We start from the raw sequence: 22,701 nt of genomic DNA on the forward strand, positions 1-22,701 counted from the left end.
GACCGTGGTGTTACGTAGGCAGTTACGTACTTCTTCGCACTCAGCTGTGACCCACGAGGTGTGAGACCCCGGGCACCAACTCCGCAGGTTGTCGGTGGCGTACGACAGGATGAGCAGGGGGAACCACCTGACGTGGAGAGATACGAGGTCATGACGACGGAACGGACACCACTGGCCGGCCGGGAACCGGAACTCGGACGACTCGACCGGCTGTTGGCGGACCTGACGGGTGACCAGGCGGGGGACGCGCACGGCCGCCCGGCGGTGCTCGACGTCAGCGGTGAGCCGGGCATCGGCAAGAGCCGTCTGGTCCACGAGCTGTGCTCGCGCGCGACGCGGCGCGGGGCGACGGTGCTGCGCGGCCGGGCGACGGAGTACGAACACCACATCCCCTTCCAGCCGTTCATCGACGCCTTCGCCGACCTCGACCCCGAGGCTGTCGCGTCCTTCCCGGCAGCCGCCGAGGTCGCCCCGGTACTCAGCGGCGCCCCGCGCCACGCGGACCGTTTCGGCCTGCACCGGGCCACCGCCGCCCTGCTGACCCACGCCGCGGCCTCCCCGCTGGTCGTGGTGCTGGACGACATGCACTGGGCGGACGACGCTTCCCTGGAACTCCTCGACCACCTCGTACGGCATCCCGTGCGCGCCCGCGTCCTGCTGGTCCTCGGCCGCCGCGACCGGCAGAGTCCCGCCCCGCTCGCCGCGACCCTCACCCGCGGCGCGGACACCGGCGCGGTACACCGGACGGTCCTCGGGCCGCTCGGCGAGCGGGAGTGCGTGGAGCTGCTCACCCCGGACCTGGCCCACGACGAGGCCGTACGGCTCTACAGGGCGAGCGAGGGCAACCCGCTGTACCTGCTGTCGCTGCTCCAGGCCCGCCGTGAGGGAGCGCCGGTCAGCAGACTGTCCACGACCGGGCTCGACGCGCTGCTGCTCGACGAGCTGACTCCGCTGACGCCCGCGCAGCGCCGGCTCGTCGAAGCGGTGGCCGTGCTGGGCGACCACGCCACGCCCGCTCTGCTCGGTCCGGTCACCGGCCGTGAGCAGGCCGAACTGGCCGCGGACCTCGCGGTGCTGACCCGCCGGGATCTGCTGCGCACCGGCCGGCACGGGCGGCTCACGCTCCGGCACCCCGTGCTGCGCGGCCTGGTCCACGACGGGACCGACCCATGGCGGCGCACGGAGACCCATCGGCTGGCCGCCGCCGAACTCGCCCTGGCCGGGGCCCCGCCGGCCGAGCGGGCGCATCACGCCGAGCGATCCATGACCGGCTGGGACCCGCAGTCGGCGGCCATGCTGACCGAGGCCGCCGAGCAGGCCTCCCACACGGCGCCCGCGAGCTGCGCACACTGGCTGGAGGTGGTGCTCAGACACCTTCCGCACACGCCGGAACACCTGCGCAGGCGGGGCGAGTTGATGCTTCTCCGCGCCCGGTCACTGGGTGCCTGCGGGCGACTCCGGGAGAGCCGCGACCTGTTGCACGAGGTGATGGCGCTGCCCGACCCGGGCGACGGCAGCGGATCGCGGACGTCCGCCGTCGTCCTGTGCGCCGTCATGGAACGCCACCTGGGGCGCTACACGGAGGCGGTGGCCCTGCTCCGCCGTGAACTGAGCCGCACCGACCCCGCGCCGTCACCCGCCGACCAGGTCGCGCTCGGGCTGGAGTTGGGCCACTCGGCACCGCACCACACGTCGTACCCGGCGGTGCGTTCCACCGTGGCACGCACGCTGGAGGTGGCCCGCTCCCTCGGGGACGAGGCCGGCGTGGCGGGCGCACTGGCCGTCGGCGCGCTCGGGGAGGCGTACGAGGGTGCCACAGCCACGGCAGCCGACTTCGCCCGCCGGGCCGCGGCCCTCGTGGACTCACTGCCGGACGACGACCTCACCGGCCTGTGCGAACCGCTGGCCCGGCTCGGCTGGGCCGAGGCGTTCCTGGAGCGCTTCGCCGACGCCGAGCGGCACGCCGACCGCGGCCTCGTCGTGGCCCGCCGCACCGGCCAGCTCCACCTCCTGCCGCACCTGCTGCTGTGCAAGGCACACGTGCGCATCCAGAGCTGCCGGCTCGCGTCGGCGGTGGAACTGGCCGACGAGGCGGAGGACATAGCCCGCGGCATCGGCAGCGACGAACTGCTCGCCTTCGTCCTCGGCACCAAGGCCCACGCCCTGGTGGACGCCTGCCCACCCGGCGATCCCCGGCCGCTCACGGTCGCGGAGGAAGCGGTGGCCGCGGCGGGGCTGGGCCTCAACTGGTGGGCCTCCATCGCCTGGTGCGCGCTCGGCTACGCGGCGCTCACCGCCGGCGATCCGGTCCGTGCCCGGGAGGCGATGCTGCGCGCCGGCGGACCCGGTCTGCACCGGCTGCAGCCGTCGATGCGCCCGCTGTTCATGGAGATCCTGGTCACCGCCACCGTCGTCACAGGTGACCTGGACGAGGCGAAGGAATGGGCCGAGCGCGCCCAGGAGGAGGCCGAGAGCCTCGACCTGCCCGTGCAGCGGGCCTCGGCCATGCGCAGCGCGGCGCACATCCACCTCGGCCTCGGTGACGGCAGAGCGGCGGCGGAACTGTTCGTGTCGGCGGCCGACGAGAGTGCCCGCAGCGGAGCGGCGTTCTGGCAGGCGTTCTCCCTGCTGCTCAGCGCGCCTGCACTGGCGGCGGACCCCTCCCCGAACGGAGCGCGGCGCGGGGAGGCCGCCTGGCGGCGCGGGCAGCGGATCGCCGCCGCCGGGGGCTGCGGGATGCTGTCCGGCCTCGCCGAGGCGGTCCGCCCCGCGGTGGCCGACGCCGCCGACGGCCCGGAGCGGCGTCTCGCCGAACTCACCGCCCGCGAAAGGGAGATCGCCGGCCTCGTCACCGAGGGCCTCACCAGCCCGGTGATAGCCGCCCGTCTCTGCCTGAGCCGCCGCACGGTGGAGACCCACATCTCCAAGATCTACCGCAAGACCGGTGTCTCGTCACGAGCAGCGCTGGCGGGCCTGATGACGGGGCGACCACCTGGGCACTCGTTCAGCGGTTGAGCAGGCAGTGACAGTCGCTCAGCACCACTTGCCCTCATGGCACCCACCGTCGCCGAGTGACGGAACCGGCGGTAGGGGCGGCCGGTACGGACCGGTCTCCTACGAGGGGCTGCTCACCTTCTGCCGGGTTTTCCGTGACGGCCGCTGGCGGACCAGCGCGAGGGCCACCACGCCCAGGGCCACCAAAGTGGACAGGACGACCTGGTCCCGGCCGCCGCCTGAGGCGGTGTCGGTGAGCATGTAGCCGAGGACGAACACGATCAGGGCGATGGTGGCCCAGGTCAGATACGGGAAGAGCCACATGCGCACGACGAGCTTCTCCGGCGACTCCGCCTGGATGATCCGGCGCATGCGCAGCTGCGAGAAGCAGATGACCAGCCAGACGAACAGGGCGATGGCACCCGAGGAGTTGAGCAGGAAGAGGAAGACGGTGTCGGGCCAGGCGTAGTTGAAGAACACCGCGACGAAGCCGAAGACGACCGAGGCGAGGATCGCGGTCTGCGGCACGCCCCGGCGCTTGGTGCGGCCGAAGGCGGCGGGTGCGTCGCCCCGGCGGCCGAGGGAGAAGGCCATGCGGGAGGCGGTGTACAGGCCGGAGTTCAGGCAGGACAGCACGGAGGTGAGAACGATGAAGTTCATGACCTGGCCGGCGTGCGCGATGCCGAGGGAGTTCAGAGCGGCGACGTACGAACCGTCCTTGGTGATGGCCGGCGAGTTCCAGGGCAGCAGGGTCAGCACGATGAAGATCGACCCGAGGTAGAACACACCGATCCGCCAGATGACGCTGTTGGTGGCCTTGGTGACCGCGCGCTGGGGGTCCTCGGACTCCCCGGCCGCCAGGGTGACGATCTCGCTGCCCATGAAGGAGAAGACGACCATCAGCACGCCGGTGAGGATCGTGCCGGGTCCGTTGGGCAGGAAGCCGCCGTGCGCGGTGAGGTTGGACAGCCCGGTGGTGTCGCTGTGCGTGCCCGGCAGGATCCCGAAGACCGCCAGGAGGCCGACCCCGATGAACGCGACGATCGCGACGACCTTGATCCCGGCGAACCAGAACTCGAACTCGCCGTAGGAGGCGACCGAGGCGAGGTTGGAGACGGTCAGCACGATCATCACGATCAGGGCCCAGGCCCACTGCGGCACACCCGGGATCCAGCCTTCCAGGATCTTCGCGCCGGCCGTCGCCTCCACGGCGAGCACCACGACCCAGAAGAACCAGTACAGCCAGCCGATGGAGAACCCGGCCCAGCGCCCGAGCGCCCGGTCGGCGTAGGCGGAGAAGGAGCCGGAGGTCGGGTTCGCGGCGGCCATCTCACCCAGCATGCGCATCACGAGCACGACCATGGCGCCCACGAGTGCGTACGACACGAGGATGCCGGGCCCCGCGGCGGCGATGCCCGAGCCGGAGCCGACGAACAGGCCCGCGCCGATCACACCGCCGATCGCGATCATCGACAGGTGACGGTTCTTCAGCCCGGCCTGCAGGCCGGGTCCTGCTGGGGCGTTTTCGGTGGTGGTCACCGTTTCGGGAGCGGTGTCCGGGGGACGTGTTGTCATCTCGACATCCAGGGGTCTGGCGGGGACGGGGGACGGAACCGGCGACAGCGGACGGAGGTGGCCGTTCGGATTCCGCCGGGCGGGGCGTGCGGGGGTGCCGGGTCATCGGCGGAGCCGGGTCGGGGGTGGCGATCACGGTCGCGAGGAGGGCATGGTGGGGCACGGCCGCCGGCCGGTGTTCCGCTGTTTCGGCCGCCCGGTGACGCTCAGGAAAATAGTTCACCACGATCAGAAAAAACAAGGGCGCGGGCGCCCGGCCGACGGCATCCCCCTGCCGCCTTCGGGGGCACCCACACCTCCCGGACGCCCCCTCGCACCCCCGTCGCCGTACCGCGCACACGCCTCCACCGAGACGCGAATCCCCTGCTCAGGGCCATGCCCGCCCGGCCGACGGCCCGGGCCTCTCCCCCGCTTGCGAACCGGCCGCAGCAAGGTCTTGTTTAACTGTTCACCTTGCTCTAATTTTTCCTGCATCGCGGCCCGCCACTCCCGGCACGACACCCGCGCCATGCCGTGGCCCGGTTTTTCAGGGCTGCGCCGGAACCTTTTCCGACGATCCCCACACCACCCCGGGAGCCCCCTTGCACCACACCGTGGCGTCGTCGCGGGAACCACCGGCGGCCCTTCCCACTGCCCCGGTTCCCGCGCGAGCCCGTCCCCGTTGGAGCGGCCGCCGACAAGCCGACGCGGGACACGCAGGAGACACAGGACACGCAGGACACCGACCGGAGTGAGCGCGCCCCCGCGACACGGGGTCCGACCCGGCGCGTCGGACCGCGGCCGACGCGTGCCGCGCCCGCGTTCAGCAGGCCGTTAGGGTGGCGTCGTGGTGAACGCAGCGGGCAAGTTCGGGCCTTACAACCAGCCGGGCCCGGCTCGGACGACGCCGGTCACCGGCGTGGGACACGCCCGCGCCCTGCCCGGCGGGGGCCAGAACGGATCCGATCTCGTCCGGTCGAGGATCGCACTGCGGGTACGGCTGCGCTCCGTGCAGCCGGGGGACCGTCTCCCCGATGCCGGGGTTCTCGCCGAGGAGCTGGGGATCAGCGAGATCACCGTGCGTCGCGCGCTGGAAGGCATGTGCCAGGACGGCCTGCTCGACCGGCGACGCGGACGGGCGGGCGGAACCTTCGTCGCACAGGACTGGGACACCGTCGTGGCCGTGATGCACGACGCCGAGGAGGCCGCTTCACTGGACGCCTTCCACCTGCTGCTCGAATGCGGTCTCGTGGCGCACAGCTCGGGAGAGGTCCCGGCCGAGCAGCTGGAGGGCCTGCGGGCCCTGGTCGAGGAGACGGAACTGACCGACGACCCGGCCCGCCTGGCCGAGTTGGAGGCCCGATTCCATCTGGACCTCGCGGAGACGCTCGGCGGCGGCGGAATGCGCGAGTTCGCCGCCGATCTGCTGGGCCGGCTCTGCCTGCTGCTCCCCGCACCGGACTCCGCGGCGGTGCGGGCGCAGAACCACTGCCACGCCGAACTGCTCGCCGAACTGGGCCGGGGCGCGACCGATGCGGCCGTGCAGGCGGTGAAGGCACACCAGCGTTCCCGGCATCGCTGACATCCGCTCGTGCCGACCGACCGTAGAGCACCCGCACCCGCACCGGCGGCCGGAGCGACACCCATCAGGCCATCATCACCGCACAAGGGCCGTCACCGCACAAGGAGTTGCCGCCATGCCCGACCCCGGAACAGGCCCGCTGTCCCCACCGGGTCCCGCCGGTGACGCGCCCCAGCGGCTGCGTGGCGGCGTCCTCGGCATGGCGGACATCGCCGCCGCCACGATGGCCAACGTCGGCCCGGCCATGAGCTTCTTCTTCGGTTTCGCCTTCCTGGCGACCACCGCGGGCGTGGCGTCACCGCTGACCATCGTCGCCGCGGGCATCGCGGTCGCGCTGCTCGGCAACACCCTGGCGGAGTTCTCCCGGGCACACCCCTCGGCGGGCAGCTTCACCACCTTCGTGGGCAAGACCTTCGGACCGGTCAGCGCGGTGACCACCGCCCTGCTGGCGGGGCTCGGCTACATCATCGCGATGGCCTCCGTCATCGCCATCTCCGGCGGGTTCGTGCAGATCACCCTGCACCACTACACCGGCGTGGACCTGCCGTGGATCATCTGGACACTGCTGCTCACCGGGCTGGCCGTAGGGCTGATGCTGCGCGGGATCGTGGTCTCCACCAAGTGGGCCGGCTATTTCTTCGGCGTGGAAATGCTGGTCCTGGCCGTCGTCTCGGTCGCTGCGCTCGTGGAACACCGGGGCTCCCTCTCCCTCGACCCGTTCCTGCCCAGCCACATCAGCCACGGATTCAGTGGGCTGGCGGCGGGTTTCCCGCTGGCGGTGTACCTGTTCGTCGGCTGGGAGAACTCGGCCGCGCTCGCCGAGGAGACGGAGAATCCGCGGCGCAACGTCGGCCGCGCGGTGTTCTCCTCCATCGCGATCATGACGGTGAGCTACGTCCTCTTCTCGTACGCCACCGTGACCGGCTTCGGCTACGACGTGCACCGACTCGGGGCCTCCCCGATCCCGTTCATCGAGGTGGCCCACCACACCCTCGGCGCGCTGGCGTTCCTCACCTATCTGGGCGGTCTGACCTCCACGCTCGGCGTGCTGATCGCCGGTATCAACTCCCAGGCCCGCCTGGTGTTCAACGCCGGACGCGAGGGACTGCTCCCGTCCTTCTTCGGCTACGTACACCCCACCCGCCGCACCCCGAACAACGCGATCATCACCTTCGCCGCCACCGCTCTGCTGATCATCGGAGGGTGGGGGCTGGGCCACCTGCTGGGATCCGGCGACGGCTCGATGAACCCGGTGGTCTTCTTCACCGAGTCCTCGACCCTCGGGACCATCCTGATCCTGCTGGTCTACCTCGCCTCCAACATCGCCCTGCCGCTGTACTACCGCAGATACCGGCCGCAGGAGTTCAGGGTGGTCAGGCACCTGTTGCTGCCCGCGCTCGGCACCCTGGCCATCCTGGTCCCGCTCTACTACCTCGCCAAGCCCGGCCAGCCCGCCCCGTACAACTGGTTCCCCTACGCGGCCCTGGCCGCCATGCTCGCCGCCGTCGGCTACGCGGCCCTCCTTGTCCGCCGCGATCCGACGCTGGCCGAACGCGTCGGTTCCGTGGTCGCCGACGCGGACTGACGCCGGCTGACGCGGCGGTTTCCTCCCCCCGGGACAGCGCGCCGGGCCGCCTCGCGCCGTTCCCGGGCACCGCCCGAAGGCTGAGGGACGCCGAGGGACCCGGTTCGAGCGGGGCTTGTGCAAAACGTTTTGGATCCTTAACGTCCGTTTCGAACGGAAGGATCCACATGACGCGCCGACTGATCGTGACCTCCTGCTCGGTGCTCGTGACGCCCGAGCAGGGCCCCTGCCGAGTGGACACGGACCAGGACATCCTGGTCGAGGACGGGATGATCGCCTGGCTGGGCCCGGCGGGCTCCGGGCCGGAGACAACCGGGGCGGAGACCGTGGACGGCACGGGACTGGTCGCCGTACCCGGGCTGGTGAACGCCCACACGCACGGCCCGATGACGCTGATGCGCGGCGCCGCCGAGGACGTGAGTGTCGAGGCCTGGTTCAACGAGCGGGTGTGGCCCATGGAGGTCAACCTCACTCCCGCCGACGTCGGCCTCGGCGCGGAGCTGGCCTGTGCGGAGATGCTGCTCAGCGGGGTGACCACGTTCGCCGACCACTACTTCCACGCCGAGCGGATCGCCGACGCCGTCGTGCGGACCGGGATCCGGGCCGACATCGCGCCTACCTGCTTCAGCAGCCGGGGCCGCGCGGCCCTGGAGGAGAGCGCCGCGACCGCCACCGCCCTGCACGGCACGGGCGACGGACGTGTCACGGCGTCGCTGGGCCCGCACGCGCCGTACACCGTCGACGACGCCGACCTGGTCCGCCTCGCGGAACTGGCCCGGGAGACGGGCCTGCGCGTCCACATCCACGCCGCCGAGCATCTGGAGCAGACCGAGTCGAGCCTCGCCCGGCGCGGCATCACCCCCATCGGGGTGTTGGAGCGGACCGGGGTGCTGGACGCGGGCGCGCTGATCGCGCACGGGTGCGGCATCGTCCCCGAGGACCTGCCGACGCTGGCGGCGCACCGGGACCGTACGGGCGTGGCCTGCTGCCCCAAGGTCTACCTGAAGCACGCGCTGCATCCGCTCACTCCGGTACGGAGCCTGCTGGACGCCGGTGTCGCCGTCGGCGCGGGCACGGACGGGGCGGCCGGGCACAACACGCTGGACGTGTGGGAGGCGATGCGGCTGATCGCCCTGACCCAGAAGCAGGCCGAGCGGGACGCCACCTGGATGACGGTCTCCGACACCATCCGGCTGGCCACGCGCGGCGGGGCCCGGGCGCTCGGCCTCGGGGACCGGATCGGCGCGCTGGAGCCGGGCCGGGCCGCGGACATCGTGCTGGTCGACCTGGGCGGAGCGCACTGCCGGCCGGTGCACGACCCGGTGGCGGCCCTGGTCTACAGCGCGCGGGCGAGCGATGTGCGCACGGTCGTCGTGGACGGGCGGGTCGTGGTGCGGGACGGCCGGCTGCTGACCGTGGACCTGCCCGGGCTGCTGGCCGAGATCGAGGCACGCGTGCCCGCGCTGCTGGACACCTCGCACGGCAGGGCGGTGCAGCACTATGACCCGTGAACGGGACGAGGATCCGGCCCGCCGCCGGGTGCGGCGGCCCGCGTCGATCAAGGACGTGGCAGCCGCCGCCCGGGTCAGCCCGACCACGGTGTCCCACGTACTGACCGGCAACCGGCCGGTCGCGGAGGAGACCGCCGAGCGGGTCCGCACGGTCGTCAGCCGGCTCGGCTACGTCCCGGCCTCGACGGCCCGCAACCTCCAGGCCGGCTCCACCAACGTCATCGGGCTGCTCGTGCCCGACATCACCAACCAGTTCTTCGCCGAACTCGCCAAGGGCGTCGACGACGCCGCCCACGACCTGGGCTACGGGGTCATCCTGTGCAACACCGAGTTCGACCCGGACCGCGAGGACCGCTATCTGGAGATGCTCCGGGGCCGGTTCATCGACGGCATGGTGTACGCCTCGGGCTCACCGCCCTCCCGTAGCCGGCTGGCGTCACTGCTGGGACGGTTCCCCATCGCCCTGGCCGACGAGGTCGTCCCCGGGCTGCTGGAGCAGACCATCCTGGTCACCGCCGACCACCGTGCGGGCGGCCGGCTGATCGGGCAGCACCTGCGGGAGCTGGGTCACCGTCAGGTGCTGGCGATCAGCGGGCCGGTGGACCTGGTCAGCAGCCTGGAGCGGATCGCCGGTTTCCGCGAGGCGTTCGGCGACGCGGGTGTCACCGAGGTCGAGGGCGCGTTCGTCGAGCGGTCCGGCTACGACCTGGTCGCCGCGGCCCTGGACGGCGGCGGCCCGCGCCGCTTCACCGCCGTGTTCGCCGCCAACGACCTGATGGCGCTCGGTGCGGTCGCCGCCCTGGAGGACGCGGGCCTGCGTGTCCCGGACGACGTCTCGGTGGCGGGCTTCGACGACATCATGCTCGCCTCGCGGGTGCACCCCCGCCTCACCACCGTCCACCAGCCCGCCTACGACGTCGGCCGCACGGCCGGCGCCCAGCTCCTGAGCTACGTCCACCGGGACGAGGTGCCCCCCGCCTCCCGGCACATCCTGCCGGTCCGGCTGAAGGTCCGCGCCAGTACGGCGCCCGTGCGCCCGCCTTCCTGACCGGGACACCGCCGCTCCAACCACCGCACGTCACACCTCACCACCCCACACCGCATATGAAAGGCCGTGCAGCGATGCCCCATGTCCTCGTCGTGGGTGAGTCATGGTTCACCCACTCCGTCCACCAGAAGGGGTTCGACTCCTTCTTCACCTCCGAGTACGTCGAAGGCGCCCAGGTCTTCCTCGACGCGCTGCGCGACCGCGGTCACACGGTGACGTACGTCCCCGCGCACGAGATAGCGAGCGGAGTCCCCGCCACCGCCGAGGGGCTGGAGCCGTACGACGTCGTCGTGATCAGCGACGTCGGGGCCAACAGCTTCCAGCTCACCGCGCAGACCTTCGCCCACTCGGTCCCCGTGCCGGACCGCACGGAACTGCTCCGGGGCTACGTCGAGCGCGGTGGCGGCCTGCTGATGGTCGGGGGCTACCTCACCTTCACCGGCATCGACGCCAAGGCCCGCTGGGGCCGCACCCCGCTGGCCGCCGCGCTGCCGGTCGCTCTGCACGACCGGGACGACCGGGTGGAACTGCCCGCCGGGGCCGCACCCCGGGTTCTCGCCCGGCACCCGGTGGTCGACGGACTGGACGCGACCTGGCCGGACCTGCTCGGCCTCAACGAGGTGGCGGTGCGGGACGGCGCGGACCTGCTCGTCGAGTGCGCGGGCCATCCGCTGCTGGCGGTGGGCGGCTACGGCGCGGGCAGGTCCGCGGCCTTCACGTCCGACCTGGCTCCGCACTGGGCCCCGCCCGCCTTTCTGGAGTGGGAGGGCTACCCAGAGTTGTGGGACCGGCTGGTCCGCTGGCTGGCCGGCGCTCCGACAGTGGAGGAGGCCTGATGGTCACCGCCCACATCTCGGCCGCTCCCGGCGACTTCGCGCCGGACGTGCTGATGCCCGGAGACCCGCGCCGGGCACGCCGTATCGCGGAAACGATCCTTCAGGATGCCCGCCTGGTCACCGACGTGCGCGGCATCGAGGGATACACCGGCACGTACCGAGGGGCGCCGCTGTCCGTGATGGCCTCCGGTATGGGCATGCCGTCCGTCACGATCTACGCGACCGAGCTCTTCCGCTTCTACGGCGTGCGCCGCATCGTGCGGGTGGGCACGGCGGGCGGCATCCCCGCCTCGGTGGGGTTGCGGGACGTCGTCGTGGCCACCGCCGCCCACACCGACTCGGCGATGGGCAGCCGCCGTATCGACGGGGTGCACCTCAGTCACGCCGCCTCCTTCGGCCTGGCCGCGGCAGCCGCAGGGGCCGTCGGGGCCGGTGGCGGGGTCGGGCCGCGCGTACACACCGGGCCGGTCTTCACCACCGACCACTTCTACCTGGAACGTCCGGCGCTGTTCGAACGGCTGGAGACGCACGGGACCCTGGCCGTCGAGATGGAGGCCGCGGGCCTGTACGCGACCGCCGCCGCCGAGGGCGGCCACGCGCTCGCCGTCCTGACGGTCAGCGACCACATACGCCACACGGAGTCGCTCACCCCGGCCGAGCGGGAGACCGACTTCGACAGGGCCGTCACCATCGCGGCCACCGCGCTGCTCCCGGAAACAATCTCCTAACGCGAGAGCGCACAAACACCCATAGCCAAAACGTTTTGCATTGCATAGCTTTCGGCCAATGAGTAGGAACTACCACCGTAGAGAAAGAGAATTCCGGCGATGAGCAAGATCAGAATTCTGGGAGGCGTCGCGGCGCTCTCCCTCACCCTCGCCGCATGCGGCGCCTCGACGGACGCCGACTCCACCCAGGCCGGGAATTCCGGAAAGCCGAGAATCAAGTTCGTCATCAATGGCAACCTCGGCGACCGTTCCTTCTTCGACTCGGCGTACGCGGGTCTGCAGAAGACGGAGAAGGATCTCGGTTACAGCCTGAAGGTCGTCGAGCTGGGCAGCGACCGCACCAAGTGGGCCTCGGGCTTCGAGGACGCCGCCGCCGGGGACGACTACGACGTGCTCGCGGCGGGCACCGTCGACACGGTCGACTTCGTCTCCGAACTGGCCCCGGAATACCCGGACAAGAAGTTCTGGCTCTTCGACGGTTCCGTCGACTACACGGGCAAGAGTGGTTGCTCCAACAAGTGCGCGAACGTCTACTCGGTCACCTTCAAGCAGAACGAGGCCGCCTATCTCGCCGGATTCCTCGCCGACAAACTCGTCGCCGGCAAGTCCCTTCCCGGCAGTGCCGGAAACGGCAAGGTGGGTGTGATCGGCGGAGTGAAGATTCCGGTCATCGAGGACTTCGTCGTCGGTTTCAAGGCAGGCTTCGAGGCGGCGGGCGGAAATGCGTCCTCCGGTGTTCTCGTGCAGTACGTCGGCGGCGACAACCCGTTCGGCGACCCCGCCAAGGGCAAGCAGATCGCCTCGGCGATGTACGGGCAGGGCGCCGAAGTGGTGTGGCCCGTCGCCGGATCCTCCGGGCTCGGGGTGTTCGAGTCGGCCGTCGCCGCCAAGCGGTACGCCTTCGGGGTCGACTCCGACCAGTACAAGACGCTCACCGACGCCGATCAGCGGCAGACGGTCGTCACCTCGATCCTCAAGAACGCGGGCAACGCCCTCTATCTGGCGGCCAAGGCGAACAAGGCCGGCACGCTCGCCTACGGGAAGCCCGCCGCCGTGGGCCTGGCCGAGGACGGCGTGGGTTACGTGGACAACGCGAACTTCGACAAGCTCGTCCCCGCCGCCGTACGCGCCGAGCTCGAGGCGCAGGCCGCGAAGGTCAAGTCCGGTGCTGTCAAGGTCCCTTCGGCCTTCTGACCTCCGAGGAACACTGGTGGAACCCATCGAGGAAACCGACGCGGCCGTGCACAACGCCGCGCAAGAGGCCCCGCCCGCCCTGGCGGCCGCGGGGCTGGGCAAGACCTACCCCAACGGCACCCGCGCCGTGATCGACGTCGACCTGTCGGTGCCCGCCGGCGAGATCAGGGCGATCGTCGGGCAGAACGGCGCCGGCAAGTCCACCCTGATGAAGCTGCTGTACGGACTCGAGCAGCCGTCCGCCGGGCAACTCAGCGTGCACGGCAGGCCGGTCAGGTTCTCCCGGCCGCAGGACGCCATCACCCTCGGGGTGGGAATGGTCCACCAGAACCTCATGCTGGTGCCGTCGTTCACCATCGCCGAGAACGTCGTCCTCGGCGTCGAACCGGGCCGGCCCGGCCGTGTCGACCGCGTGGCCGCCGCCGAACGTACGGCCGCGCTGGCCGAGGAGGCGGGGCTCGCCGTCGACCCGGAGGCCAGGGTCGACGCCGTGTCGGTGGGGATGCGTCAGCGCGCCGAGATCCTCAAGGCCCTGCACCGCGGCGCCCGCATCCTGATCCTCGACGAGCCCACCGCCGTGCTCACCCCCCAGGAGACCACCGACCTGTTCAGCGCGATCCGCAGGCTGCGCGACTCGGGCATGACCGTGCTGTTCATCTCGCACAAGCTCAAGGAGGTACGGGAGATCAGCGACCGCGTCACCGTCATGCGCGCCGGGTCGGTGATCGGCACCGTACGCACGGAGGAGGCGACGCCCGCTCAGCTCGCGTCCATGATGGTCGGCCGGGAGATGTCCCTCGACGTGAGCAAGCCGCCCGCCCGCCCCGGAGCTGGAGTGCTACGGGTACGGGGGCTATGCGGCCCCTCGGTGCACGACGTGTCCCTCGACATCGCGGCCGGTGAGATCGTCGGCCTCGCGGGCGTCGAGGGCAACGGCCAGACCGAACTCGTGGAACTGCTCGCCGGACTCCGCCGCCCCACCGCCGGATCGGTCAGCGTGGACGACGCCGACGTCACCCACCTCGACGCGGCGGGTCACCGCCGGGCGGGCGTCGCCCACGTGCCCGAGGACCGGCTGTCCAACGGGGCGGCCCTGGACCGCTCCATCGCCGACAACCTGATCGTCGACCGCCACGACCAACCCCCCGTAGCCCGCCACGGCATCCTGCGCACCCGCCGCATCCGTGAACTGGCCGAGGACCTGATCGGCCGGTACGCGATCCGCGCTCCGCATCCCGACGCGACGGCCGGTTCACTGTCCGGCGGCAACCTGCAGAAGGTCGTCGTCGCCCGCGAACTGTCCGCCCGGCCCCGCCTGTTGCTCGCCGCACAGCTGACCCGGGGCGTCGACATCGGTGCCATGCACTTCATGTACGAGCGGCTCGTCGAGGCCCGGGACGCGGGCGCGGCGGTGCTGCTGGTCTCCGCCGACCTCGGTGAACTGCTCGCGCTCTCGGACCGGTTGCTGGTCATCAAGGACGGGCGTCTCGTCGCCCGCTTCGACGACCCCGCCGGGCTCACCGAGGAGGCCACCGGCCTGTACATGCTCGGCGTGGAACGGCATTCCGACGAGCGGATCACGGCAGGTGTCCGATGACCTCGACACTGAAGCCCGGCGCGCAAGCGGAACGGCAGGGGCGGCCCGAGTCGCAGGGACGGCGGGAGTTCCTCGCCACCCGGCGCCGTACCGCGGTCGTCGAGCTGACGATGACGGTGCTGACCGTGGCCGTCGCCGTCCTCATCGCCTTCCTGGTCGTCCTGGCCACCGGCAAGGACGCCACCGGCGCGCTGAACGCCCTGCTCACCGGCCCGCTGGAGCGCACCCCCCGGATCGGGCGCTGGCTCGCCGACGCCACCACCCTGGCGCTGCTCGGCCTGTCGGTTTCGATCCCCTTCCGGGCCCGGCAGATCAGCCTCGGCGCGGAGGGCCAGGTATACGCCGGCGCCCTGGCCAGCGCCCTGGTGGCGATCCACCTGCACCTGCCGCCCGTCGCCGCCGTCCTGGTGCCGCTCGCCGTCGCCGCCCTCGCCGGGGGCGCGCTGGGCGCGGTCCCGGGGGTGATGAAGGCCCGCCTCGGCGCCAACGAGATCGTCGCCACTCTGATGCTGAACGCCGTCGTCGTACGCGTCTTCGACTATCTCCTCACCGACCACATCAAGGCGCCCGACAGCAGCGCCGTGCAGTCCGCCCCGGTACGGCCCGACTCGGCGCTGCCGCTGCTCTCGGACTTCTTCGGCGTGCCCCTGGACCAGGCGAACATCGGCCTGTTCGGGATGCTCGCGGTCGCGGCGGCCGTGTGGTTCCTGCTGGCCAGGACACCGCTCGGCTACCGCATCCGGATCACCGGCTCCAACCCGGACTTCGCCCGGTACGGCGGCCTCGACGTACCCCGCACCATCGAGTGGACCTTCGTCATCGGCGGCGCGCTGGCCGGTCTCGCCGGGGCCCACCTCGCGCTCGGGATCTACGGCGGGCTCCAGCCCGACATGGCCGGCGGTCTGGCCTTCGAGGGCATCGTCGTCGCCCTGCTGGGCCGCAACAACCCGGTCGGCGTGGTCGCCGCCGCGCTCCTCTACTCGTATCTGCGCGTCGGCGGCGATGTGATGGAGCAGCAGACCGACGTCGGCTCCGAGGCCGTGACCATCATCCAGGCGGTCATCGTGCTTCTCGTGACCGCGCGGGCGCTGCCCGAACTCGTCAAGCGGTACCTCGCCCGAAGGGAGGCCCACTGATGGGCCCCGTCCTCGACGTCGTGCTCAGCACCGGATTCCTCGCGGCGATCCTCGGGGTGTCCACGCCGTACGTCCTCGCCGCCCTCGGCGGTCTGCTGGCCGAGCGGGCCGGTGTGCCCAACATCGCCCTGGAGGGCTCGATGCTGACCGCCGCCTGCACGGGCGCGCTGGTCGCCGGGTACAGCGGCTCGGTGTGGGCCGGGGCCGTCTGCGGGATCGCCGGGGGCGCGCTGCTCGCGCTGCTGCTCGGCGTGCTGCACCTGTACCTGGGCGCGGACGCCATCATCGCGGGCATCGGCCTCAACCTCCTGGCGGCGGGCGCGACCGCGTACACGGTGTACGCGCTCCTCGGTGACAAGGGCGGGACCAGCCGGCTGCACAGCGGGGCGCTGCCCTCGGTCCGGCTGCCCCTGGTCGAGGACGTTCCCGGTCTGGGCGCGGTGCTCAGCGGGCAGAACGTGCTGACCTGGGCCGCCCTCGCCGCCGCCCCGGCGGTCGCCTGGCTGCTGTACCGGGCCCGGTTCGGCTTCCATCTGCGCGCCGTCGGCGAGCATCCCGAGGCGGCCCGCTCGGTCGGTATCCACGTCCACCGGGTCCGGTTCCGGGCACTCGCGCTCAGCGGGGCGCTGGCCGGGGCGGCCGGAGTGTTCCTGAGCATGGGCGCCGTGTCCTTCTTCGTCACCGGCATGACCGCCGGCCGCGGCTACATCGCCCTGGCCGCCGTCTTCCTCGGCGCCCTGCGTCCCTGGGGCGTCTTCCTCGCCGCCCTGGGCTTCGGCACCGCCGAGGCCCTCGCAGTCCAGCTCGGCAACCTGGACATCCCGTCGCAGCTGGTCTCAGCGATCCCGTACGCCTTCACCCTGCTCGCCCTCGCGTTCTTCGCATGGCGACGCCGGCGCGCGTCCCGTACCGCGCCCGCGTCACCGCCCGGCCTGCCCACCCCACAACTCACGGAGACCACATGAGCATCCGCGCCACCCGCGCCCGGATCATCGCCACCGCCGTCGTCCTTGCCGCGCTTCCCGCCCTCTCCGGCGCCCCGGCCGCCGCCGCCCACGACAGCGGCGTACGGCTGGACTTCCTCGGCGAACGGGAGCTGCCGGACGCGACGACCTTCGAGGGCACCACCGTCGGCGGGCTGTCCGCCATCAGTTATGACGCGAAGTCCGGCGCGTACTACGTGATCAGCGACGACCGGTCACAGACCGGCCCCGCCCGCTTCTACACCGCTCACGTCGACCTCGCCGACGGCACCCTCAAGAGCGTCGAACTCACCGGCACGCACCCCTGGCTGCGCCCGGACGGCACGACCTTCCCGCCCACCTCGACCGCCTCCGGCACCGTCGCCCCCGACCCGGAGGGCATCTCCGTCGACCCGCGCGACGGCAGCCTGGTCTGGACGAGCGAGGGCGAACGCATCGTCCCGTCCGACGGCCCGGTTCTCCTCGGCGACCCCTGGATCCGCCGCGCCACCCCGACCGGCGCCTACACCGGCCGGCTCCAGCTGCCCCCTCAACTGCACATGAACTCGCAGGAGTTCGGGCCCCGCAAGAACCAGACCCTCGAAGGAGTCACCTTCACCCCGGACGGACGGCGGATCGTCACCGCCATGGAGGACCCCCTCTACCAGGACGGTGACGACCCCACCCCCGAGGACGGCGCGCTCACCCGCGTCACCGTCCACGACGCCCGCACCGGACAGCCGCTGGCCCAGTACGCCTACCCGCTGGAACCGTTGTTCGCCACTCCCCCGGCGGGCGGCACCGACACCAACGGCGTCAGCGACATCGTGTCTCTCGGCCGCGACCGCTTCCTGGTCCTGGAGCGCGCCTCGATCTACGCTGACAACAACTGGAAGGCCCGGATCTACCTGGCCGACCTCCACGGCGCCACCGACGTCCTTGGCCGCGACTCCCTCACCGACCCGGCCGCACGGCCGCTCCGGCCGGTCCGCAAGACGCTGGTGACCGACCTGTCCGACGTACCCGGCCTGCCCCGGGTCGACAACGTCGAGGGCATCACCCTCGGCCCCCGCCTCCCCGACGGCCGCCGCACGGTCGTCCTCGTCTCCGACGACAACTTCGCCGCCCGCCAGGTGACCCAGTTCATCGCCTTCGCAGCCCACGGGGTCTGAGGTGCCGGTGTCAGTGTCTGGACCGTGGGAACGGTTCCGCGAACGCCCCTCCGGCCGGCCCGAGGAGACCGGATACAGTGCGCGGGACGGCAGCCTGGTCAGGAAGGCGAAGCGTGACCGACACCAGCGACACCCGGCCCGCCGAGGGCGAAGCGCAAGCGCCACGGCAGAGCCGACTGCACCGCGTGATGCGCTACCTCCCCCTGATCGCCCCCGTACTTCTGTGGACCGTGCCCTGCTGGGTGCTCCTGTACACCGGCCAGCACTGGCCGCTGCCCGTCACGCTGGTCGGCACCGCCCTGTTCGTCCTCGGCCTCGTCGGTATGCCGCTCGCGATGGGGCGCGGCCATGGCCGGCGTCAGCAGGACCGGGCGGCGATCGTCGGTGACACCCTGCTGGGCACCAGCTGGGTTCTGTTCACCTGGTCTGTTCTGCTCGGCGTCCTGTTGCGGCTCGCGCTGACCGTGTCCGGCGTCGGCGAGGGTCAGGACCGGGCCCGGATCGTCACGTGGGCCGTCCTCGGCGTAGCCGCCGTACTGCTCGCCTGGGGGTACGCCGAGGCCCGCCGCGTGCCACGCGTGCGCCGACTCGACGTTCAACTCCCGCGCCTGGGTGCCGGGTTGGACGGCACGCGCGTCGTCCTCATCACTGACACCCACTACGGCCCGCTCGATCGCGCCCGCTGGTCGGCGCGGGTGTGCGAGACGGTGAACACCCTGGAAGCCGACCTCGTCTGCCACACCGGCGACATCGCGGACGGCACCGCCGAACGCCGTCGCGCCCAGGCCGCCCCGCTCGCCACCGTGCGGGCCACCCGGGCCCGGGTGTACGTCACCGGCAACCACGAGTACTACAGCGAGGCCCAGGGCTGGGTCGACCTGATGGACGAGCTGGGCTGGGAGCCGCTGCGCAACCGCCATCTGCTGCTCGAACGCGGCGGCGACACCCTCGTGGTCGCCGGCGTCGACGACGTCACCGCCGAGTCCTCCGGCCTGCCAGGTCACCGCGCCCACCTCGCCGGAGCCCTGCACGGCGCCGACCCCGACCTCCCCGTCCTGCTCCTCGCCCACCAGCCCAAGTTCGTCGACAGGGCGGCAGCCGCCGGCATCGACCTCCAGCTCTCCGGCCACACCCACGGCGGCCAGATCTGGCCCTTCCACCACCTGGTCCGCCTCGACCAGCCCGCCCTCGCCGGCCTCAGCCACCACGGCCCCCGCACCCTCCTCTACATCAGCCGCGGCACCGGCTTCTGGGGCCCGCCCTTCCGCGTCTTCGCCCCCAGCGAGATCACCCTGCTGGTACTCCGCTCCCCGCACCTGCCCGCCTCGCCGTAACACCGCGCGGCCCGACACATGCGCGAATGCCGCTGCGGTGCGCGTCGCTGTCGTGCACCGCGCACCGCGCACCGTGCCTGGAGCGCGACGGAGCGGTGACAACCACTGGTGCCGGGCACGAAGGTGTTCGCATGGTGCTGCGCTATCGGACCAACGGTCCGGAGTTCGACTTCCCGCCCTTCGCAGGTCTGCCGCCGGTCCGTTACGTGCTCGCGTCGACCCCCCGGTGCGGCAGCAACATGCTTGCCCGCGCCCTGTGGCACACCGGGCTGGCCGGTTTCGCCGAGGACTACTTCGCCGACGCCTTCGTGCTGGACTACTTCGAGCGGTGGGGATTCGACTCCAGCGATCCGCAGGAGTTGGCTGCGGCCTACGTGCAGCGGCTCATGACGTGCCGGACCAGCCCCAACGGCGTGTTCGGGCTGCGGATCCACGCGGGGCACCTCGGGAGCCTGGAGGTCGACCCGTACGACATCCTCCAGGCACCCCGGTACATCTGGATCCGACGCGGGGACCGGTTGCGGCAGGCCGTGTCGTACACCATGGCCGAGCAGACCGGTGTCTGGATCCTGGACGGGACCCTTCTGCCGGAGGGGCGTGTGCGCGCCGCTCCCCGGTACAGCTATGAGGAGATCGGCCGGCATCTGCGACTGCTCGACCGCGACGCGTCCGTCTGGGAGGACTACTTCGGCAGGCACGGTGTCGTCCCGCATGTCGTCGTCTACGAGGACTTGGTCGCGGACTACGAGGCGGGCCTGCTGGGCTGCCTCGACTTCCTCGGCGTCGGCGCGCCCGAGTCGGTGCCGGCTCCGGGGATCAGGCGTCAGGCCGACGAGTTGACGGAACGGTGGGTCGAGAGGTTCCTACGGGATCGTCGTGCTGAGCGGCCAGCGTCGTAGGCGGTACGGCGTCCACCACAGGTAGCGCCCGGCGCGGTGGAGCAGGTTTTCACGCAGGTGACGTTCCAGCGCACGCTCCGTCGACGCCGACGCGACCGCCGGGACGCCGTCCAGCAGCCCCTGGAACGCCGTGCTCCGGGGGGCGTGGACGACCAGGCGTCGGAACGAGCCCCAGCGGTGGTCGCGGATCTCCAGGAAACCGGGGCCGCGGCGGTAGCCGCACTTCGCGACATGGAACGAGCCGCGCCATGCGGTGACCACGCGTTCGTCGTTCTCCTCTCCCGTGGAGCCGCGGAAGACGCCTGCCGGGGGATGCAGATGACTCAGCGCCCGCCACTGGGCCGGGTCGGCCATGCGCAGTGTCCAGTCCACCGCGATGCCGTGGCTGGTGAGTTCCCGGACGACGAGGAGGACTGCGACCGCGGACGCGCCGTCCGGATCGGTGAGGTCCACGGGTTCGTGCACCTGGACGAACTGGACGCCGTCGGCGGCGACTCGTCCGACGGCGGCCACCGGGTCGTCGGGCAGCCCTTCGAGGGTGCCGCAGCGGATGCCCGGCAGGCGCATGGCCGCCGGATCGCGGTCCTTCCACAGCGTCAGCGCCGGTTTCATCGGGTGTCTCCCCCTCCCGGGGTCGCCAGGGCGGGGACGAGCGACGTGTCGTCCCCGTGCAGTCCGTCGCCGTCGAGCCGCAGCAGGTCCTGGTTGGCCACGGCGGGCGCGACCTGGACGTACTGGCCGCCCTCGGCGAAGACCAGGCCGAGGGCGCGCCAGCGCGCCAGCAGCCCGGTGAGGCGCTCCTCCGTCACCTCTCCGGCAGGTTCCCCCGCGTTCGCGCCCCGGGCAGCGGCTTTGCGCAGCAGCGCCGCCGGGCTGTGCGGTGTGTCGAGCAGCCGGAACACCGTCACTTCGAGCGGGTCGGTGAGGTCGAGGAGCCGCCAGGAGAAGCCCGGCCGGGTGTCGACCAGGACGATGTGTCCGCCGAGGTCGCAGTGGGTCAGGCGGCTGCGCGAGTACGCCCGCGTCCAACTGGCGACGGCCGTGCGCAGCCGGTTCAGGCAGCCGTCGGCGATGCCCTGGTGCGGTGAGTCGAAGATGTAGACCAGGTCGGCGAGCTCGTTCTCCGGCAGGTCGTAGATGTGGTGGTAGTGCGAGGCGGGGCGCAGTTCGCCGAAGCCCAGTTCCGGCCGGTCGAAGTAGGGGCTGAACCGCTCGACCTTCAGCCGGGTGGAGTTGGCCGGTGGTCCGAGGTGGTGCAGCGCGGGCAGCTGGTCGATTATCTCGTCGTAGTCCTGCTCGGTCTCCCCGGGGAAGCCGTAGAGGTAGTTCCAGCTGAGGTTGACGCCGATGGTCTCCGCGTCCCGCAGCAGCCGTACGTTCTGGCAGCCGGTCACCCCCTTGTCCATCAGTTTCAGCACCCGGCTGCTGAGGCTCTCCACGCCGGGCTGCACGTAGCTGATACCGGCCGCGTACAGCGTCGCCAGCTGCTCGCGCCGCAGGTTCGACTTGATCTCGTAGCACAGCCGCAGGTCGTACCCGGACTCCTGGAGAAGGGGGGCCATGGAGTTGAGGTAGGCCATGTCGAGGATGTTGTCGGTGACCCACACGTCGAGTACGCGGTGGCGCTCGACCAGGCCGAGGATCTCCTCCACGAACCGCCGTGGGTCCTTGCTGCGGAACTCCATGAACGAGCCGTTGAGGCCGCAGAAGGTGCAGTGGTGCTTCTCGCCCCACCAGCAGCCTCGCGAGCCCTCCACCACCAGCCGCGGCTCCACCCAGCCGCCCGCGGTGGACCGCGCGTGCCGCTCGAAGTAGTCGCCGTAGTCCGGGGTGACCAGTGCTCCCGGGGGCAGCGGGGCGGCGTCCATGAGATGGGCCACGGACCGGCCGTGCGGATCACGGCGGCACAGGCCGGGGATGGCGGCCAGGTCGTCGGTGTCACCGTCGCGGAGCGCGGCGAGCAGTCGCGGGAAGGCGATCTCGCCCTCGCCGCGCACCACGAAGTCGACCTGGGGGAAGTTTCGGTGCAGCGCGGCGCCCTGCGGGCCGTCGCAGTTCGCGCCGCCGAAGACGGTGGTGGTGCCGGGTGCCAGTTCCTTGACCACGCGGGCTGCGGCGAGGGTGGCCGCGTTCTGCGCGAACGTGGTGGTGAAGCCGACCACGTCCGGTGCCGTGGCGGCGATCTTGGCAGCTGTCTCCCGGACGAACAGTGGCGCGAGTTCGTGCAGTTCCCGCGCTTTGGCCAGCATGCGCTCCGGTATCCTCCCGCCGAAGTGTTCCGTGAACTCCGCCACCCGCCAACGGGGTTGACCGTTGAGGGCGGCGGAGAAGATCCACTCACTGTGTCCGGAGAAGTACGAGGACGCGCAGAAGTCGTACTCCTCGAAGCCGTACTCGGTACGAGCGGCCACCCAGTCGGCGAAGTCGAGGTTGGCGTGCACCACCTCGACGTCCGCGGCTCCGTCGGGAAAGACGTCGAGGATCCGGCGTCTGAGAATGCCGAGTGCGAGGGACGGCGCGTCGAGCGACGACCACGGCATGTCCACCAACACGATGTGCAAGGCGGTTC

Annotated in this window: 17 protein-coding genes; 14 read left to right on the top strand and 3 right to left on the bottom strand. The window is 71.6% G+C overall.

The features are described from left to right. Window positions 1-150: 150 nt before the first annotated feature. Window positions 151-3,015: a helix-turn-helix transcriptional regulator gene (locus tag STRTUCAR8_RS07515; protein ID WP_052350864.1), complete on the top strand. Its 2,865-nt coding sequence runs from the start codon at window positions 151-153 to the stop codon at window positions 3,013-3,015. Between the two features lie 99 nt (window positions 3,016-3,114). Here STRTUCAR8_RS07515 and STRTUCAR8_RS07520 read toward each other — a convergent pair whose 3' ends face one another. Further along, window positions 3,115-4,569, bottom strand: coding sequence for an amino acid permease (locus STRTUCAR8_RS07520; RefSeq protein ID WP_006374962.1), 1,455 nt, complete (start codon window positions 4,567-4,569; stop codon window positions 3,115-3,117). Window positions 4,570-5,395: 826 nt separating this feature from the next. Between STRTUCAR8_RS07520 and STRTUCAR8_RS07525 the strand changes: the two genes are divergently transcribed. From STRTUCAR8_RS07525 to STRTUCAR8_RS07585, 13 genes are all read left to right on the top strand, one after another. Continuing rightward, window positions 5,396-6,130 (top strand): FadR/GntR family transcriptional regulator, encoded by a 735-nt coding sequence (locus STRTUCAR8_RS07525; protein ID WP_006374954.1) that lies wholly within the window; start codon window positions 5,396-5,398, stop codon window positions 6,128-6,130. Window positions 6,131-6,245: 115 nt separating this feature from the next. Continuing rightward, window positions 6,246-7,715: an APC family permease gene (locus STRTUCAR8_RS07530; RefSeq protein WP_006374950.1), complete on the top strand. Its 1,470-nt coding sequence runs from the start codon at window positions 6,246-6,248 to the stop codon at window positions 7,713-7,715. A gap of 167 nt (window positions 7,716-7,882) precedes the next feature. After that, complete coding sequence (locus STRTUCAR8_RS07535) at window positions 7,883-9,226, top strand: amidohydrolase (protein WP_006374952.1); 1,344 nt, start codon at window positions 7,883-7,885, stop codon at window positions 9,224-9,226. Then, window positions 9,216-10,274 (top strand): LacI family DNA-binding transcriptional regulator, encoded by a 1,059-nt coding sequence (locus STRTUCAR8_RS07540; protein ID WP_006374959.1) that lies wholly within the window; start codon window positions 9,216-9,218, stop codon window positions 10,272-10,274. Before STRTUCAR8_RS07535 ends, STRTUCAR8_RS07540 begins: the two co-directional genes overlap by 11 nt. A 74-nt stretch (window positions 10,275-10,348) precedes the next feature. After that, complete coding sequence (locus tag STRTUCAR8_RS07545; RefSeq protein ID WP_006374946.1) at window positions 10,349-11,110, top strand: glutamine amidotransferase; 762 nt, start codon at window positions 10,349-10,351, stop codon at window positions 11,108-11,110. After that, window positions 11,110-11,838 carry a purine-nucleoside phosphorylase gene (gene deoD, locus STRTUCAR8_RS07550; RefSeq protein ID WP_006374948.1) on the top strand — a complete coding sequence of 243 codons (729 nt, stop codon included), beginning with the start codon at window positions 11,110-11,112 and terminating at the stop codon, window positions 11,836-11,838. Before STRTUCAR8_RS07545 ends, deoD begins: the two co-directional genes overlap by 1 nt. Before the next feature lie 99 nt (window positions 11,839-11,937). Then, on the top strand, window positions 11,938-13,032 hold the full coding sequence (locus STRTUCAR8_RS07555; protein WP_006374932.1) for a BMP family lipoprotein: 1,095 nt from the start codon (window positions 11,938-11,940) through the stop codon (window positions 13,030-13,032). A gap of 16 nt (window positions 13,033-13,048) precedes the next feature. Then, on the top strand, window positions 13,049-14,629 hold the full coding sequence (locus STRTUCAR8_RS07560) for an ABC transporter ATP-binding protein (RefSeq protein WP_006374910.1): 1,581 nt from the start codon (window positions 13,049-13,051) through the stop codon (window positions 14,627-14,629). Beyond that, the gene (locus tag STRTUCAR8_RS07565; protein ID WP_006374923.1) at window positions 14,626-15,765 is read left to right on the top strand and encodes an ABC transporter permease; all 1,140 of its coding nucleotides are present in this window, start codon (window positions 14,626-14,628) and stop codon (window positions 15,763-15,765) included. Before STRTUCAR8_RS07560 ends, STRTUCAR8_RS07565 begins: the two co-directional genes overlap by 4 nt. Then, window positions 15,765-16,730 carry an ABC transporter permease gene (locus tag STRTUCAR8_RS07570; protein WP_006374912.1) on the top strand — a complete coding sequence of 322 codons (966 nt, stop codon included), beginning with the start codon at window positions 15,765-15,767 and terminating at the stop codon, window positions 16,728-16,730. Before STRTUCAR8_RS07565 ends, STRTUCAR8_RS07570 begins: the two co-directional genes overlap by 1 nt. Further along, complete coding sequence (locus tag STRTUCAR8_RS07575) at window positions 16,727-17,899, top strand: esterase-like activity of phytase family protein (protein WP_006374956.1); 1,173 nt, start codon at window positions 16,727-16,729, stop codon at window positions 17,897-17,899. Before STRTUCAR8_RS07570 ends, STRTUCAR8_RS07575 begins: the two co-directional genes overlap by 4 nt. A gap of 113 nt (window positions 17,900-18,012) precedes the next feature. Then, complete coding sequence (locus STRTUCAR8_RS07580) at window positions 18,013-19,233, top strand: metallophosphoesterase (RefSeq protein WP_006374914.1); 1,221 nt, start codon at window positions 18,013-18,015, stop codon at window positions 19,231-19,233. 131 nt (window positions 19,234-19,364) lie between these two features. Then, window positions 19,365-20,132, top strand: coding sequence for a Stf0 family sulfotransferase (locus STRTUCAR8_RS07585; protein WP_006374918.1), 768 nt, complete (start codon window positions 19,365-19,367; stop codon window positions 20,130-20,132). On the opposite strand, the gene STRTUCAR8_RS07590 is transcribed toward STRTUCAR8_RS07585, so the two are convergent. Further along, window positions 20,097-20,744, bottom strand: coding sequence for a DUF5825 family protein (locus STRTUCAR8_RS07590; RefSeq protein WP_006374915.1), 648 nt, complete (start codon window positions 20,742-20,744; stop codon window positions 20,097-20,099). The two genes, STRTUCAR8_RS07585 and STRTUCAR8_RS07590, sit on opposite strands and share 36 nt — an antisense overlap. Continuing rightward, window positions 20,741-22,684, bottom strand: coding sequence for a RiPP maturation radical SAM C-methyltransferase (locus tag STRTUCAR8_RS07595; protein ID WP_234372687.1), 1,944 nt, complete (start codon window positions 22,682-22,684; stop codon window positions 20,741-20,743). The genes STRTUCAR8_RS07590 and STRTUCAR8_RS07595 overlap by 4 nt, the downstream gene beginning before the upstream one ends. Window positions 22,685-22,701 lie beyond the last annotated feature (17 nt).

The sequence above is a fragment of the Streptomyces turgidiscabies Car8 genome, from assembly GCF_000331005.1.
GTDB classification, from domain to species: domain Bacteria; phylum Actinomycetota; class Actinomycetes; order Streptomycetales; family Streptomycetaceae; genus Streptomyces; species Streptomyces turgidiscabies.

What these genes read in the sequence shown, in the direction of transcription:
- STRTUCAR8_RS07545 (WP_006374946.1), top strand. Translation starts at nt 10,349, where the DNA reads ATGCCCCATGTCCTCGTCGTGGGTGAGTCATGGTTCACCCACTCCGTC.
- STRTUCAR8_RS07515 (WP_052350864.1), top strand. Translation starts at nt 151, where the DNA reads ATGACGACGGAACGGACACCACTGGCCGGCCGGGAACCGGAACTCGGA.
- STRTUCAR8_RS07575 (WP_006374956.1), top strand. Translation starts at nt 16,727, where the DNA reads ATGAGCATCCGCGCCACCCGCGCCCGGATCATCGCCACCGCCGTCGTC.
- STRTUCAR8_RS07535 (WP_006374952.1), top strand. Translation starts at nt 7,883, where the DNA reads ATGACGCGCCGACTGATCGTGACCTCCTGCTCGGTGCTCGTGACGCCC.
- STRTUCAR8_RS07555 (WP_006374932.1), top strand. Translation starts at nt 11,938, where the DNA reads ATGAGCAAGATCAGAATTCTGGGAGGCGTCGCGGCGCTCTCCCTCACC.
- STRTUCAR8_RS07565 (WP_006374923.1), top strand. Translation starts at nt 14,626, where the DNA reads ATGACCTCGACACTGAAGCCCGGCGCGCAAGCGGAACGGCAGGGGCGG.
- deoD (WP_006374948.1), top strand. Translation starts at nt 11,110, where the DNA reads ATGGTCACCGCCCACATCTCGGCCGCTCCCGGCGACTTCGCGCCGGAC.
- STRTUCAR8_RS07585 (WP_006374918.1), top strand. Translation starts at nt 19,365, where the DNA reads ATGGTGCTGCGCTATCGGACCAACGGTCCGGAGTTCGACTTCCCGCCC.
- STRTUCAR8_RS07590 (WP_006374915.1), bottom strand. Translation starts at nt 20,744, where the DNA reads ATGAAACCGGCGCTGACGCTGTGGAAGGACCGCGATCCGGCGGCCATG.
- STRTUCAR8_RS07530 (WP_006374950.1), top strand. Translation starts at nt 6,246, where the DNA reads ATGCCCGACCCCGGAACAGGCCCGCTGTCCCCACCGGGTCCCGCCGGT.
- STRTUCAR8_RS07540 (WP_006374959.1), top strand. Translation starts at nt 9,216, where the DNA reads ATGACCCGTGAACGGGACGAGGATCCGGCCCGCCGCCGGGTGCGGCGG.
- STRTUCAR8_RS07520 (WP_006374962.1), bottom strand. Translation starts at nt 4,569, where the DNA reads ATGACAACACGTCCCCCGGACACCGCTCCCGAAACGGTGACCACCACC.
- STRTUCAR8_RS07570 (WP_006374912.1), top strand. Translation starts at nt 15,765, where the DNA reads ATGGGCCCCGTCCTCGACGTCGTGCTCAGCACCGGATTCCTCGCGGCG.